Here is a 15,471-nt window from a genome sequence, read left to right as displayed (position 1 = left end):
TCCTCTCACAGCCATTGCGTGAAAGGCTCATGCGGTCCTAATCTCCACGCATGAGCAAAGACCAAATCCGACATATCATCGAGCGGCACAGCCACATCGACGGGCTGACCGAGACCGGCATCAAGGGCGTGCAGTATTTCCGGGCGACCAGCGCGATCCCCTGCGCGCCTGCGGTCTATGAACCCTCTGTCATCGCCATCGTCAGCGGCGCGAAAGAGGCGGTGCTCGACGGTCAGCGCTATGTCTATGACGACAGCCGCTATATGTGCTGCCCCATGTCGATGCCGGTCAAAGCGGGCACGCCAAGCGCCTCGCCCCAGACCCCGCTATTCGGCGTCTACATCGCTTTGGATTCGCGGCTGATGGCGGAGCTTTCGCTTGAAATGGAAAGCGCGGGGAGCCTGCTGCCCCCTGCCCCCGCCGACCTGCGCGCCGAGGGGATCAAACTCGCGGCATGGGACGGGGCCTTCTCCGACGCCCTGCTACGCCTGCTGCAATTGAGCGAAAGCGAAACCGACCGCGCCGTGCTGGCCGAAGCGCGCCTGCGGGAACTGTACTACGCCATCTTGAAAGGAGAGGCAGGGCTCTTCGCGCGGCGGGCCTTCGGGGCGGGCAATGCCGTGGCGCGGGCCATCTCGCATGTCGCGGCCCATCTGGATGCGCCCATCTCCATCGACGCCATGGCCCAACGCGCGGGCATGAGCCGCGCGGTATTTCACCGCAAGTTCAAACAGGTAACGACGATGTCGCCGATACAATTCGTCAAATCCATGCGCCTGAACAATGCCGCCGTGAAAATCGCAGGCGGCGCCACGGTCAGCGAAGCGGCAATGGCGGTGGGCTATGTCAGCGCCTCGCAATTCAGCCGAGAGTTCAAACGCATGTACGGCCAATCCCCCCGCGAATGGGGCGACGCGCAGCAGCTAGCGGCGGGGGTCGTTTAGAGGGGGCCTCCGCCCCTCCCCCCCTCTCAAGCCGTCAACCGACAGAACAGCCCCGCCGCCAGCTTCGCACGTTCGGTGAGGCTGTCGACATAGATATGCTCCTGCAACGTATGCAGACCCTTGCCGCGCACGCCGATCGAATCCAACGTTGGCAGGCCGAGGAAACCGGTGAAATTGCCGTCCGATCCGCCCCCGGCAGAGCTTCCGGTGATCTCGATCCCCAGTTCGCCCCCAATCTCCTGCGCGAGCTTCAGCATCGCCATCGTGCCGGGCTGGTCGGGTTCCCAAACCGGGCGGGTGACGCCGCGGCGGATTTCCATGATCACATCGCCTTCGTCCGAGTTCAGCGCCATCATCTTTTCAACGCCTGCGTCGAGCTGCTCTTGCGTTTTCGCCATGGTGAGCACTTCGGCATCGCAGACCGAGGAGACGCAGTTGACCCATTGGCCCGCGTGAAAGACCCCGAGCGAGAAGGTGCAGTCCTCGGTCGTCATGCCTTCGATCGTGCCCACGGCCTTGGCCATCTCCGCGATGGCCGAGCGGCCTTCGGAGAGCGCCCAGCCCGCGTGGCTGGGGCGGCCCCGGGTCTGGAGGTTGAACCGCGCGATGGCGTAGCGCCCGATCACCGCGCCGCCGTCGGGGCGGGCAGGTTCGGGGACGAGGATGTATTTGTGGCGCTTCGCCTCCTCTTCGATCAGACGGCGGGTGGCGGGGGTGCCGATTTCCTCATCCGGGGTGAAAAGCACCGTCACGGGCAGCGGCGTCTCGACCCCGGCGGCCTGTAGTTTGCGCAGCGCATCGAGGTAGACGTAATTGCCGCCCTTCATGTCCATCAGACCGGGGCCGTAGCAGATATCGCCCTCGCGTTTGTAAGGCAGGCTCGCCAAGGTGCCGAGGGGGTGAACCGTGTCCATATGACCCAAAAGCAGGATGCCCCCCTCGCCCGCGCGGGGATGGGGCATCTCAGCGCGCAGGCTGTCGCCCAGCCCCATCGGGCTTGGAATACGCTCTGTCCGCGCGCCCAAGACCGCCAGATCGTGCTGCGCCACATCCATCATCCGGTTCACCGCCGCCCCGTCGAATGTGGGGCTTTCGGTTTCGATCCATGGGCGCAGCCCGGTGAGCATCTCTTCGGTATCAAAAGGCAGATCGAGCGGGTTGGTCATGTTCAATATCCTTTCCTCCGCCGCGCGACAGCGGGCGGTTGGCTCAAATTAAAAGATCGGCGCAAGGGCCTAGCCGCCGACCTTTGGCAGACGCGTCTCGACAATCCGCGCATAGATCGAGGCACCGACAGGCAGAATGGCGTCGTCCAGCACGAAGCCGGGGTTGTGCAAAGGCACGCTGCCCGCATGGCCCACCCGGCAATAGGCGCCCGGCACGACTTTCAGCATATCGGCAAAATCCTCCGACCCGCTGGCCTGTTCGGCCGAGACATGGGCGTTCTCGCCGCCCACCACGCTGGCCGCCGCTTCGACATAGGCGGTGGTCAGTTCGGGGTCGTTCATCAACACGTCAAAGACATTGCGGATGTCGACTTCGATCTCGATCCCATAGGCGCTGGCCATGCCTGCGCAGAGTTCGCGCATCCGGGCCCCGGCCATTCCGATCACATCCTCATGGAAATAACGGATCGTGCCCGCAATACCGGCGGTATCTGGCACCACGTTATAGGCCGAGCCCGCGTTGAACTTGGTCACCGAGAGCACGATCGGCTTGGTCGGCGGGGTGTTGCGGCTGACGACGGATTGCAACTGCTGCACCAGCGCCGTGCCGATGACAATGGGATCGCGCGACTGATGCGGCATGGCGGCGTGGCTGCCAGTGCCCTTGACGGTAATGTCAAAGAAGGCCGCCCCGGCCATGGCCGCGCCGGGGGTGACATTGACCACGCCTGGCTCTGAGTTTGGATCGTTGTGCATGCCGTAAATCTCGTCGCAGGGGAATTTCTCAAAAAGCCCCTCTTCCAGCATCCGGCGCGCGCCGCCCAAACCCTCTTCGGCAGGTTGAAAGATCAGCACCACGGTGCCGTCGAAATCGCGCGTCTCCGCCAAATAGCGCGCAGCCCCCAAAAGCATGGTGGTGTGGCCGTCATGGCCGCAGGCATGCATCCGCCCGGGGTTGGTCGAGGCATAGGGCACGCCAGAATCCTCCACAATCGGCAGCGCGTCCATATCTGCGCGCAGCCCGACACGGCGGTTGCCACCGCCGGCGCCCTTGATGATGCCTACGACCCCGGTGCCACCCAGCCCTTCGTGCACCTCATCCACCCCGTAGACGCGGAGCTTTTCGGCCACGATGCCCGCGGTGCGGACCTCTTCGAACCCCAGTTCGGGATGGGCGTGGATGTCTTGGCGGATGGCGGTGAGATCGGCGGCGAAGGCTTCGATCTTGGGAAGGACGGTCATGCGGTGGCTCCTGTCGTCATGGTGGCGCTGCCGAGCGCGCGGTAGTTGGCAAAATCCCAATGGCGGCCCGGCGCCGCTTCGATCAGGTTGCGTGTGTAGTCGTGATGCGGATTGGCCAGCACATCGCCCGCGGGGCCGTATTCAACGACCTGCCCGCGCTGCATGACCAAGACCTCGTCACAAATCTGCGCGGCGACGCGCAGGTCGTGGGTGATGAAAAGCATGGCCACGCCGAACTTCTCTTGAATGTCATCCAAAAGGTCGAGCACCTGCGCCTGCACGCTCACATCAAGGGCCGAGACAGCCTCATCCGCGACGAGCAGATCGGGCTTCATCGCCACCGCCCGCGCGATGGCGATACGCTGGCGTTGCCCGCCTGAGAATTGATGCGGATAGCGGTCGAGCGCATCGCGCGGCAGGTCCACCAATTCCATCAGCTCAGCGGCATGGCGCATCGCCTCTTCGCGCGGGGTGCCGAAGTTGATTGGCCCTTCGCAAAGGCTGCGCGCCACGGTCCAACGCGGGTTGAGCGAGCGGTAGGGGTCTTGGAACACGATTTGCAGATGCTTGCGGTGATCGCGCAGCTGACGGCGCGAGAGTTTGGCGATCTCGGTCCCCGCGACATTCACACTGCCCGCTGTCGGGTCGATCAGCCGCATGATGGCCCGCGCCACGGTGGATTTGCCCGAGCCGGACTCCCCCACGATGCCCAGCGTCCGCCCCGGTTTGATGGTAAAGCTGACATCCTGCGCGGCTTTCACACCCTCGCTGCGGCGCAGGAAACCGCCGCCGCCATAGGTCATGTCGAGCCCGGCCACACGCACCACTTCGCTTTGCGATGCCGCCGCCCTTGCGGGCCGCGGGGTAAGGTTGGGCACGGCGGTCAGCAGGGTGCGGGTATATTCCTTCTCTGGCTTGGTCAGCAGCTTTTCAATCGGCGCGCGTTCGACGATCTTGCCCTGCTGCATCACCGTCACGGTATCCGCGATCTCGGCCACCACGCCCATGTCATGGGTGATGAAGAGCACGGCGGTGCCGTGGCGCTCTTGCATCTCGGCGATGAGCTTGAGGATCTGCAACTGCGTGGTCACGTCCAACGCCGTCGTCGGCTCATCCGCGATCAGCAGATCGGGGTCGAGGATCAGCGCCATGGCGATCATGATGCGCTGGCGCTGCCCGCCGGAAAGCTGATGCGGGAAGGCCGAGAAGATGCGGTTCACATCCGGCAGATGCACCTGATCCATCATGTCGAGCGTGCGTTTCTTGGCCTCGGACTGGCTGAGATCGCTGTGCATGTTGAGCACTTCCATGATCTGCTCGCCCACCCGCAGCACCGGGTTCAACGCCGTCATCGGCTCTTGGAAGATCATCGCAATCCGCCGCGCGCGCAGCTGGCGCATTTGCGCATGGCTGGCGCTGGTAATCTCGAAATCGTCCAGCGTGATGCTGCCGCTTTGCACCTCCAGCGCCGATTTTGGCAGAAGCCCCATGGCCGCGAGCGAGGTCACGGATTTGCCCGAGCCGGATTCACCCACCAGGCAATGCGTCTCGCCCGCGCGGATGGTAAGGTCGATCCCGTCGATCACCGGTTTCGCCTGAGGCCGCCCGGCCAGCCCGATGCGCAGGTCGCGCACTTTGAGCACCTCACGCGCCTCGGAGAAGTCTTTGTTCTTGAACTGCATCTCTCAGCCCTCCCGTTTCTTCATGCGCGGATCGAGCAGATCGCGTGCAGTGTCGCCCAACAGGTTGATCGACAGGATGCAGAGCGACAACAGCAGCCCCGGCCAAAAGATCAGCCCCGGCTTGATCTGAAAATAGGTCCGCCCCTCGGCCATGATGTTGCCCCATGTGGGGATTTCGGTGCTGACGCCCGCGCCGAGGAAGCTCAGGATCGCTTCGATCAGGATCGCCGAGGCGCAGATATAAGTGCCTTGGACGATCAGCGGTGCCATGGTGTTGGGCATCAGGTGCTGGATCAGAATCTTGGGCATCGACGAGCCGAGCGCGATGGCGGCCTCCACATAGGGTTCCTCCCGGGCCGAGAGCACGACCGAGCGCACCAGCCGCACCACGCGCGGCACCTCCGGCACCGTGATGGCGATGATGACCGAGCCGAGCGATGGCCCATTCAGCGCCACCAGCGCAATCGCCAGAAGGATCGCGGGGATCGCCATCAGGCTGTCCATGATCCGCATGATGATGCCATCCGCCACCCGAAAGAAACCGGCGACAAGGCCGATGGCCAAGCCGATGGCGACGCTGACCAAGGCCGCCCCAACCCCGATCAGCAGCGACACGCGCCCGCCGGTCATCACCCGCGAGAAGGTGTCGCGGCCATAGGGGTCGGTGCCCAAAAGATACTCTTCGGAAGGCGGCTTGAGCCGCGCGGCGGAGTTCATCGCCAGCGGGTCATAGGGCACGTAAAGCGGGGCCAAGATCGACGCCAGCACGATGGCCACGAGGATAAGCGCCGCCAGCAGCGGGCCGATACCGACCCTTGCGCCCGCAGGCAGGGAAAGCAGTCCGGTCAGCACCTGAAAGGCGCTGTGACGGGATTGGGGTTGCTCGATCATGTCAGTACCGGATCCTTGGGTCGAAGAATGAATAGGAGACGTCAACCAAGAGGTTCACGAAGACGTAGATGCCCGCCGTCAGCAGGATCATCGCCTGAATGACGGGGTAGTCGCGCGCGAGGATCGCATCGACCGTAAGCCGCCCGATGCCGGGGATGTTAAAGACGCTTTCCGTGACCACCACGCCCGAGATCAGCAGCGCGAAACCGGTGCCGATGATGGTCAAGATCGGCACGGCGGCATTGCGCAGCGCATGGCGAAACAGCACGACATTCTCGCGCACGCCCTTGGCCCGGGCGGTGCGGATGTAATCTTCGCCCAGCACTTCGAGCATGGAGGCCCGCGTCATCCGCGCGATGAGCGCCACATAGATCGTGGCCAGCGTGAGCGAGGGCAGAATGGCGCGCGAGAAGAACGGCCCGATGCCCTCCGAAGGCGCCTTGTAGCCCTGCACCGGCACCCAACGCAGTTCGATCGCGAAGATTTGGATCAGGATATAGCCGATCACGAAGACCGGCACCGAAAAGCCCAGCACCGAGAAGGACATCACCAGAAAGTCGACCCAAGTGCGGTGACGCCATGCGGCGATCACGCCCATCGGCACCGCCAGCAGGACAGAGATGGTGATGGTCATCAGCGCGATGTTGATGGTCGGCCCCAGCCGGTCGCCCAACATGCCCGCCACAGAGGTGTTCGACAAAAGCGAGACGCCCAGATCGCCGCGCAGCAATTGCCCGATCCATGTGAAGAACTGTGTCAGCAGCGGATCGTTCAGACCCAGACGGTCACGGATCCGTTCAAGCTGTGCAGGGGTGGCGGCATCGCCGGCGAGAATGGCTGCCGGATCACCGGGGGTGAGACGCAGCAGGAGGAAGACGAAGATGGCGACGATCAGCATGACCGGGATCGTGGCCAAGACGCGCTTCAGGATATAGACGAGCATTTTCCGGAAGGTCCCTTTCGGCGGAAAGAAGGCAGGCCCGGAAGCGGGGGCGCTGCCTGCGGGCAGAGATGACGGTGGAGAGCGCGGCGGCCGCGCTCTCCGAGAGGCTGGGTTACTCCGCCTCTTTGGTCATGTTCCAAAACACCGGCACGGGCGACGGCAGCATGTTCTGGATCGTGTTGCGACGCGCCTGCGGGATCAGATATTCACCCATCATGATGTAGTTGACGTTATCCATGACGTGTTTCTGGATCTCGACGGCCACTTCCTTTTGCGCCTCGGGCCCTTCGGCCTTCATGAACTTCGCGCGCAGCTCTTCGACCTTGGGGTCATCGGGCCAGCCGAACCACGCCTCGTCGCCACGGCCACTGACCATCACGTTGGTCAGCGGGTCCGAAATCTCGGGCACCATCCAGTTGGTGAAGAACATGTTCCAGCCACCCTCAGAGACCGGGCTTTGCTGGGCGCGGCGCTGCACGACCGATTGCCAGTCCATCGACTGCATGTCGACTTCGAAACCCGCCTCGCGCAGGGCTTGGGCGGCCACTACCGGCTGGTTGATCAGGCTGATCACATCCGTCGGCGCCATCAGCACGATGGGCGTGCCGTCATAGCCCGCCTCTTCGAGCAGGGCCTTCGCCTTTTCCGGATCCGCGCCGCCGGTCACGATCTCAGCATCCGCTTCGTCGCCCAGAGGGGTCGAACAGCCAAAGATCGCGCCGCAGACGTTGTAATAGGCCGGGTCGCCCTGCATCGTTTGCAGCATGGATTCTTGGTCCAGCGCCGCCATCGCCGCCTGACGGACCAGCTTGTTGTCAAAGGGCGGGTGAAGGTGGTTGGGCCGACCGATGGTGACATAGCCAAGGTCATCGCGGGTCTCGACCGTGACCTCGGGGCTGGCGTCGAGGATCGGCAGCAGGTCGATCTGCACCTGTTCGAGATAGTCGATCTCCCCCGCCGAAAGCGCGTTGATCGCAGTGAGCGCGTCGGGCATCGTGGTCCAGACCACACGGTCGACATTGACCACCTTGCCACCCGCCATCCACGAGGCTTCCTCGTCACGCGGGACGTAGTCGTCGAACTTCTCATAGGTGACATTCACGCCGGGCTCGTATTCATCTTGGTTAAAGACGAAGGGGCCGGAGCCGATATATTCCGTGATGGTCTCATCCGCCGAGGTTTCGGCCACGCGCTTGGGCATGATGAAAGGCGGCACCGCGGATTGTTTGGAGATCACCGACAAAAGCGGGCCGAAAGGCTCGGTCAGGGTCCAGACGACGGTCTTCTCGTCACTGGCCTCAAGGCTCTCGGTCACGTCAAAGATCAACTGCCCGCCGCCGTCACGCTTGCCCCAGCGTTTGAGCGAGGCCACGACATCTTCGCCAGTCACCGGCGCGCCGTCATGGAACATCAGCCCATCGCGCAGGGCGAAAGTATAGACGAGCCCGTCATCCGAGACTTCCCAGCTGGCCATCTGCGGCTGCGGCTCAAAATTCTCGTCCACGGCGGTCAGCACGTCATAGATCATATAACCGTGGTTGCGGGTGATATGCGCGGTGGTGATGACCGGATCAAGAACCCGCAGGCCCGAGTGCATGACCGCCGTGATGGTCGTTTCGCCATCCTGCGCCGCAAGAGAGCCGGGTGCCAAAAGCGCCGTGGTCGCGGCAAAGGCGGCGGCAAGTCCGCGCGACTGTTTCAGTGCCGATCGTAGAGGTATCATGTGGTTTTCCCTTGTTGAGTGATCTTTTGGTTTTTATTGGGCCAAGGCGGCCTTGCCGCCCTGGTCAGGTGGTGCGCTTTGGGCACCATTGGCCCCAAAACGGGGGCCATTCGGAGACAGCCGAAGCCCCGCGCGCAGGCGCGTGAAGGGCAAATCGGCTGGATTGAGCGGCATCGGCCCCGGCGCACAGGCGACAAGGATGTCGCGTGCGATGGGGGCAAAGTCTGCGCGGAAATGGGTGGAGCTTTTGACCACCAAAAGATCCATTTCTTCGGGTTGGATACCGACAAAGCGGAACATCTCGCGGTCGGCCATCTGGGCGATGCGGCTGGTCACGACGACATGGACCCCGCCGATGCGCAGGCAGGCCGAAGGGCCGAGGTTCAGCGCCGTGCCGCCATAATAGGGGCCGGTCGCGCGCAGCGTTCCGTCGCAAAGATGCTGGACCGTCGCCATCGTTTCAAACGGCGCGTCATCCGCGATGTCGGCATGGCCGCCAAGGCGCAGGTTAACCTCGGCACCGACCCCGGCCTGATGCGCCGTTTCGGCGGCGGCGGGGTCGACGATCAACCCGATGGCCGCATTCTGGGCCTCGGCCTTGACGAGCGCGCGCAACATGCCCGTGGTGGCCGACACGCCGCCCGCGCCGGGGTTGTCTTGGGTGTCGGCGATGACCACAGGCCCACGCCCCGGCCCGGCGGCACGCGACAGGGCCTCGGCCACCGCCCTGTCGGGATCATAGGCTTCGTTTTCCAAAAATGCGGGCGCTGCCGCCTCATAGGCTGCGGCAAGCCTGTCGGCGGCGGCGTCTGCTGCGGTCTGCGTCTCGCCATAGGCAACAGCCACGGGGCCGCAATCGGGAATATCCGCCGCCGGGAAGCCCATGAACAGGCTGGCCGAGAGCGCCCCCGCGGCTTCGCAGGCGGCGACCCCCTCATAAAGCTTACGCCCCGGCGACATTTCGGTCGATTGAAACGGGATCGGCACCAAATATGACATCTGGCGAAAGGCTTTGGCCGGGCGCTGGCCGGCCGTCATGATCCGGTCGAGCTGGCGGGCCGCGGCAGCGCCGGTATCGGCCATGTCCACATGCGGATAGGTGCGAAAACCGACGAGCACATCGACATTCGCAACAAAATCTTCAGAGATATTGCCGTGCAGGTCGAGCGCCGTGGCGATGGGCACATCCGGCCCCACGACCGCACGCAGACGGCGGACAAGCTCCCCTTCCCCGTCGTCGAGATGCTCTGCCACCATGGCGCCGTGCAGGTCCAGAAAGACCCCGTCGAGCGGCCCGGCTTGCCGAATGCCTTCGATGATCTCACCCGCAATCGTCTCATAGGCGTCGCGGCTGACATGGGCCGAGGGGATCGCCCCCGCCCAGAGGATCGGCACGATGTCCCAGCCCTGCGCCTGACCCACCCGCAGCGCGCCCGCCATGCCAAGGTTGACCTCTTCGAAGGCGGGCAACATCGCCGCGCCGCGCACCATGGGAACATAGCCACCGCCCAGTTGGAAAGCCTGCATATCCGCCGGATTGGGGGCGAATGTGTTTGTCTCGTGCAGAAAGCCCGCAACAGCCACGCGCATTCCAGAACCACTTTCCAAACCTGTCTCCTTCGCCTTCTCGGCCCCGTCATCCGTGAGACCACGCCCATTGTGTATCGCATTGCAATACAGCTATAGTGCACAGCAAGCGTAAGCGGCGCTTTAACGATTCGTCAACTACAGGCCATTTATGAGTAGATTTTTCCGTGAAGACGCCCCGCAGGCGGCGCAGAATCAGGCAGAGGACGACCGTTTGTTCGTCCGGGCGGCAGATCGCGCAATGCAGGTGCTGGGCGCCTTTCACAACGCGACCGGGCCGATGACCCTTTCCGACATCGCCAAGACCGCAGGCATCGACCGATCCGCGGCACAACGGCTGGTCCATACGCTCACCAAACTCGGCTATATCCGGCGCAGCGGGGATGACCGCGGCTACCTGCCGGGGATCCGACTGCTGGATCACACGCTTGACCTGCTGCGGCTCGACCCCGTGGTGCAGAAAGCCACGCCTGTCCTGCTGGAACTGCGCAAATCCCTGCGCGAACGGGTCGATCTCAGCCTCTATGACGAGACGCGCCTAATCTATGCCCTGCGCATGCAAAGCAAACGCGAGACCTTTTTCGCCACCCTCGTGGGCCATAGCGTGCCGACCTTCTGCACCGCGGGCGGGCGTGCCGCGCTGGCGCAGCTTCCCGATGACGCGGCGCGCGAAATCCTCACCCGCGCGCCCTTGCACCCTTTCACCGCCAGCACCAAGACCGACCCCGAAGCGATCATGGCTGAGCTTAGCATCGCCCGCGAAAACCGCTTTGCCGTGGTCTGTGATGAATATGCCTTGGGCGAGGTCGCGGTGGGCGTCGCCATCACCGACCGGAACGGCGCACCGCTCAGCGCGATACATCTCGCAGGCTCCCTCTCGGAATACACGCCGGAGGAATTTGTCGCCAAGGCTGCCCCCCTCGCCATAGAGGCCGCCAGTGCCATCATGGCCGGGTGACCGCCCAAAGCCTCGAATATAGCCACCCCCGCCTTCGGCAAAGGGTTTCGCCGCGAATTTACTTGCGTTGCTAAATTCTTTCTCCGAAGTTCGCGACATCAGGTCGCGGATGCGGCTTTGAAAACCACGAACGAAAGGAACCGGAATGACCGACAGTAAACCGCTTTGGCAATGGGACGCGCAGGAAATCGCAAGCGCGACCCGCGCAGGAAAACTCTCGGCGGTTGAAGCGACCGAGGCAGCGATTGCCCGCATGGAGGAGGTCAATCCGGCTTTGAACGCGGTGGTCGAGACCCTCGCCGATGAGGCCCGCGCCGAGGCTGCCGCCCTCGACAAAAGGGACGCGCCCAAAGGGCCGCTGCATGGTGTTCCGGTCACGATCAAGATCAACGTCGATCAAAAGGGCCATGCCACAAGCAACGGCGTGCCGGCCTTCAAAGACATCATCGCGCCCGAAGATGCGCCGGTGGTGCGCAACCTCAAACAAGCGGGCGCCATCGTGATCGGGCGCACCAACACGCCGGAGTTTTCCTTTCGCGCTGATACCGACAACCCGCTCTACGGGCGCACCCATAACCCTTGGGGGCAGCACCTTTCGGCGGGCGGCTCGTCCGGCGGGGCGGGGGCGGCAGTCATGGCCGGGATCGGCGCGCTGGCCCATGGCAACGACATCGGCGGCTCCTTACGTTTCCCGGCCTCGGCCAATGGCGCGGTGACGGTCAAGCCGGGGTTGGGCCGCGTGCCCGCCTTCAATCCCAGCCAAAAGGCCGAGCGCGGCCTCTTGGCGCAATCCATGTCGGTGCAGGGGCTGATCGTGCGCAAGGCGGCGGACCTGCATCTGTCGATGCCAAGCCTGATCGCCGCAGATGCGCGTGACCCCTTCCATGTGCCGCTGCCCTGGCGCGGCGACGCCATCGAAGGCCCGATCCGCGTGGCCTTCACTCGCGATGATTTCGGCTTTGGCCTGCATCCGGATGTGGCCACCGCACTCGACAAAGCCGCCTCTGCCCTGTCCAACGCAGGCTACGCCGTCGAAGAGGTGGAACCGCCCCTCGCCTATGAAGCTGGCAAAAACGGCTATCGCGCCTTGATGGGCGAAGTCGAAGCGCTGATGGGCGAGGACATCCGTACCCATGGCTCTGACGATCTGAAGGCGATCTTTGAGGATTACTACGCCGAATACCCGCCCTTCAAAGGCACCGAACAGCTCGCCATGCTGGCCAAACGCACCCATTACGCGCGCGAATGGTCGCTGTTTCTTGAGGACTACCCCCTCGTGCTGACTCCCTTCATGTTCGCCCCCTTCTTCACCGCCGGGCGCGACACCGAAGGCCCCGAAGGCGTGCGGGAGGTCTTGGGCAAAGGGCTTTGGTCCTTCGTCATGAACTTCACCGGCCTGCCCGCGGGCAACATCCCCACGCATATCGCGGAACTGCCCCAAGGGCCGCAGCCCATCGGCGTGCAAATCGCAGGCCGCCGCTGGCGCGAGGACCTGATCGTTGACGCGATGACGGCGATCGAAGGTGAGATTGCCCCGGTTTGCACGCGGTTGTGGGGGGTGAGCTAGCCTCAAAGTGTGACGCCGATGGCCCGCATCAACTGCGGGGCGGGCCATCGGTTAGCGATAACTCAGGCGGTCGCGGCTTGGTCCACTGCGGCTACACGTCTTTGACCCCGTAGCTGCCCGCGAAAATCTCCTCCACCGGGGGATGGAACAACGTCCTGTCAGGATATTGCGCGACCATCCGATCGAACTGCGCCTGCCCTTTGGCGTGATAGGCCATGTCGTCGACGCCGGGGATGACACCATCCCGCATGACGAACCGCCCTGCGATCATCACATCCGATACGTCGCGGCCTGAGCCGTTAAGCAGGATCGTCTGAATGGGGTCGATGCGCTGCCCGATGTCGGGGCTGTCCAGCCGGATGACGTTCAAGTCGGCGGCAGACCCCGGGGCCAGCCGTCCCAGATCAGGACGGTTCAGGGCCGCAGCGCCGCCGAGGGTGGCGGCATCATAGAAGTCGGCGGCGCGGACGGCGGTCGGATCACCCTCCGCGATACGGGCGGTCATCACGCCCAGAGCCATGTTCTGGATCATGTCGGCGGGATGCGTGTCGGTGCCCATACCGATGGGGACGCCAAGGTCGCGGAACCGTGCGAAGGACTGCATGATCTTGCCGCTACGGGCCATCACCAGCGGGCAATGAGCAAGGGCGGCACCGGAGGCCCTCAGGATTTCGAGATCAGGCGCGGCATGGGTGATGCCGTTGAGGCCCGACAGGAACAGCCCATGTGGCAGGATCGTGGATGGGGCGAAAAACTCGGTATCGCGCAGCAGTTCCAACGGGCTCTTGCCATGCAGTTGCAGCACCAGATCATATTCCAGCCGCGACTGGCAGCAATGCAGGCGGATCGGCACACTCAGATCGCGGGCAGCCGCACCGCTGCGGCGCAGAAGCTCGGGGGTGCAGGTCTCGATCCGGTCGGGGGCCAACATGGTGCGGATCAGCCCACCGTGGGTATTCTCGTGCCGCGCGACAAAGGCTTCGGCTTCGGCCAGACCCGCAAAGCCGCGCGGTTCATCATAGTGAAAACCGATTTGCCGATCTTCATTCACCACCAGATTGCCGCTGCGATAGGCGGGGCCAAGGTAGACCCGCAGCCCGAGGTCCGCCGCCGCCTCTGCTGCGGCATCGAATTCCTCTGCCGTCTCGCCCCAAGCGCGGTAGAAGAGCGAGGCAATGGGCAGCGCCGTGGTGATGCCATTGCGGATCAGCCGGGTGAAGGCATAGCGTTTCTGAAAGGCCAGTTCCTCGGGCGTGTACATTTCGCGCGGGCCAGCGGCCATGTAGCTCTCGGGCCAGACGCGGCCCTTCAACTCCGGCGGATGGTTGTCATAGCCAAGCACAGTGGTGTCGAGATCGGCCAGCGCATCAAGGTCGATGAACCCCGGCCCGATCAGTGCTTCGCCAAAGTCGATGGTCTCGGCCACGTCGCCCGCGAAGTCATGGCCGACGTGCAGCACCTTTTCGCCTTCCACGATCACCGTGCCATTGCGGTAAAGGCAATGTTGCCCGTCCTCATGCCCCACGACCCAAGCGGCGGTCAGCGCGGTACGTTTCAGACGCTCTGCCATGTCGCCTCCGTCTCGCCATTGCGGGCCACGATCTGGCCGCCCGACAGGACCAAGCGACGCGGCGGGCGTTGGGTGATGGCCTCCGAGACGGCCTCGACATCGACCAACACCAGATCGGCGCGGCAGCCTTCGGCGAGGCCGTAGTGCTCAAGCCCAATGACCCGCGCCCCTTCGGTGGTGCAGGTGTCGAGCGCCCAGCCGACCTCCACATCCGCGCGAAAATTGTTGCGCAGGCCCACGAGCATCGCGCGCTCCAACATGCAGGCGTTGCCGTAAGGGGTCCAAGTGTCGCGGATGCCGTCGTTGCCCGCGCAGATCGCGATGCCGCGCTCGCGGCAGGCGGCGACTGAGGGCACCGGACGCGCGGCGGGGGCGGTGGTGGCCAGCGAGACCTCCAGCGCCGCGATCCGGTCGAGCAGCCCCGCCACCCGCGCCTGATCCCCCATGCCGAGGCAGAAGGCGTGGCTGACCGTCACCCTGCCCTGCATCGCAAGCGCCTCGGTCCGGTCGAGGATCATTTCAAGGCTAAACGCCCCCATCTCCCCCGGCTCGTGCAGGTGAATGTCGATCGGCTTGCCGTGTTTCTCTGCCAGCCCGAAGACCGCGTCGAGCTGCCCCTTGGGGTCACGGTCAATGCCGCAGGGGTCGAGCCCGCCGACGATATCCGCGCCCTCGCGCAGGGCTTCGTCCATCAATTCCAGCGTGCCGGGGCGGATCATCAGGCCCGATTGCGGAAAGGCGACCGTCTCGATCTGCATGACATCCGCATAGCGCGCCCGGGTGGCGGCCACGCCCCGGTGCAGGCTCAACCCATGTTCGGTGTCGATATCGACATGGCTGCGGATCGCCGTGGTGCCCTTCGACAGCGCCAGCGCCACCTGCCGTGCCGATTGCCGCTCTGCGTCCATGTCCAACTCGTGGCGCAGCTTGCGCTCCGTGTCGATCATCTGTTGCAGGCTTTTGCCCTGCTGATGCGGGTGCCAGGGCATGCCCCAGAGCGTCTTGTCGAGATGTGCATGCGCATCGACGAGGCCCGGCAGCGCCAGCGCGCCGCCGCAATCCTCAACGAAGACCTCCCCCGTCGGCGTGATCTTAGGCGCGATCTGCGCAAAGCGCCCGCCCTCGATCAGCACATCGGCGGCATCCGCCCCCATAAGGCGGAGGTTCTTGAGCAGCAAAGCCTTGGTCATGTCTTGTC

At 64.1% G+C, this 15,471-nt stretch carries 12 protein-coding genes; 3 read left to right on the top strand and 9 right to left on the bottom strand.

Annotation, left to right across the window (positions count from 1 at the left end):
• Positions 1 to 50 precede the first annotated feature (50 nt).
• On the top strand, positions 51 to 944 hold the full coding sequence (locus tag J7392_RS08260; RefSeq protein WP_209217116.1) for an AraC family transcriptional regulator: 894 nt from the start codon (positions 51 to 53) through the stop codon (positions 942 to 944).
• 26 nt (positions 945 to 970) lie between these two features.
• Here the strand turns inward: J7392_RS08260 and J7392_RS08255 are convergent, their stop codons facing one another.
• The 7 genes from J7392_RS08255 to J7392_RS08225 form a co-directional block, all read right to left on the bottom strand.
• A complete protein-coding gene (locus tag J7392_RS08255; protein WP_209217115.1) occupies positions 971 to 2,110 on the bottom strand; it encodes a M20/M25/M40 family metallo-hydrolase in 1,140 nt (379 codons plus the stop codon).
• A gap of 69 nt (positions 2,111 to 2,179) precedes the next feature.
• Complete coding sequence (locus J7392_RS08250; protein WP_209217114.1) at positions 2,180 to 3,352, bottom strand: M20 aminoacylase family protein; 1,173 nt, start codon at positions 3,350 to 3,352, stop codon at positions 2,180 to 2,182.
• Positions 3,349 to 5,034 carry an ABC transporter ATP-binding protein gene (locus tag J7392_RS08245; protein ID WP_209217113.1) on the bottom strand — a complete coding sequence of 562 codons (1,686 nt, stop codon included), beginning with the start codon at positions 5,032 to 5,034 and terminating at the stop codon, positions 3,349 to 3,351. Before J7392_RS08245 ends, J7392_RS08250 begins: the two co-directional genes overlap by 4 nt.
• Positions 5,035 to 5,037: 3 nt before the next feature.
• Positions 5,038 to 5,925 carry an ABC transporter permease gene (locus J7392_RS08240; protein WP_209217112.1) on the bottom strand — a complete coding sequence of 296 codons (888 nt, stop codon included), beginning with the start codon at positions 5,923 to 5,925 and terminating at the stop codon, positions 5,038 to 5,040.
• A gap of 1 nt (position 5,926) precedes the next feature.
• On the bottom strand, positions 5,927 to 6,868 hold the full coding sequence (locus tag J7392_RS08235; protein ID WP_067266948.1) for an ABC transporter permease: 942 nt from the start codon (positions 6,866 to 6,868) through the stop codon (positions 5,927 to 5,929).
• A 112-nt stretch (positions 6,869 to 6,980) separates the two neighbouring features.
• Positions 6,981 to 8,591, bottom strand: a complete 1,611-nt coding sequence (locus J7392_RS08230) for an ABC transporter substrate-binding protein (protein ID WP_209217111.1) — start codon at positions 8,589 to 8,591, stop codon at positions 6,981 to 6,983.
• A 33-nt stretch (positions 8,592 to 8,624) separates the two neighbouring features.
• Positions 8,625 to 10,181: a M81 family metallopeptidase gene (locus tag J7392_RS08225; protein ID WP_209217110.1), complete on the bottom strand. Its 1,557-nt coding sequence runs from the start codon at positions 10,179 to 10,181 to the stop codon at positions 8,625 to 8,627.
• A gap of 148 nt (positions 10,182 to 10,329) precedes the next feature.
• Here J7392_RS08225 and J7392_RS08220 point away from each other — a divergent pair, with 148 nt between their 5' ends.
• Positions 10,330 to 11,136, top strand: a complete 807-nt coding sequence (locus J7392_RS08220) for an IclR family transcriptional regulator (protein WP_209217109.1) — start codon at positions 10,330 to 10,332, stop codon at positions 11,134 to 11,136.
• Between the two features lie 145 nt (positions 11,137 to 11,281).
• On the top strand, positions 11,282 to 12,703 hold the full coding sequence (locus tag J7392_RS08215) for an amidase (protein ID WP_209217108.1): 1,422 nt from the start codon (positions 11,282 to 11,284) through the stop codon (positions 12,701 to 12,703).
• Positions 12,704 to 12,794: 91 nt separating this feature from the next.
• On the opposite strand, the gene J7392_RS08210 is transcribed toward J7392_RS08215, so the two are convergent.
• Both J7392_RS08210 and J7392_RS08205 read right to left on the bottom strand, forming a co-directional pair.
• On the bottom strand, positions 12,795 to 14,273 hold the full coding sequence (locus J7392_RS08210; protein ID WP_209217107.1) for a chlorohydrolase family protein: 1,479 nt from the start codon (positions 14,271 to 14,273) through the stop codon (positions 12,795 to 12,797).
• Positions 14,258 to 15,463: an amidohydrolase family protein gene (locus tag J7392_RS08205; RefSeq protein ID WP_209217106.1), complete on the bottom strand. Its 1,206-nt coding sequence runs from the start codon at positions 15,461 to 15,463 to the stop codon at positions 14,258 to 14,260. Before J7392_RS08205 ends, J7392_RS08210 begins: the two co-directional genes overlap by 16 nt.
• Positions 15,464 to 15,471: the final 8 nt, after the last annotated feature.

Origin of the sequence: Sulfitobacter sp. R18_1 (genome assembly GCF_017743915.1) — a bacterium.
Taxonomy (GTDB): domain Bacteria; phylum Pseudomonadota; class Alphaproteobacteria; order Rhodobacterales; family Rhodobacteraceae; genus Sulfitobacter; species Sulfitobacter faviae.
Note: the sequence above shows the minus strand (reverse complement) of the source record. Positions and strands in the feature narration are given on the sequence as shown.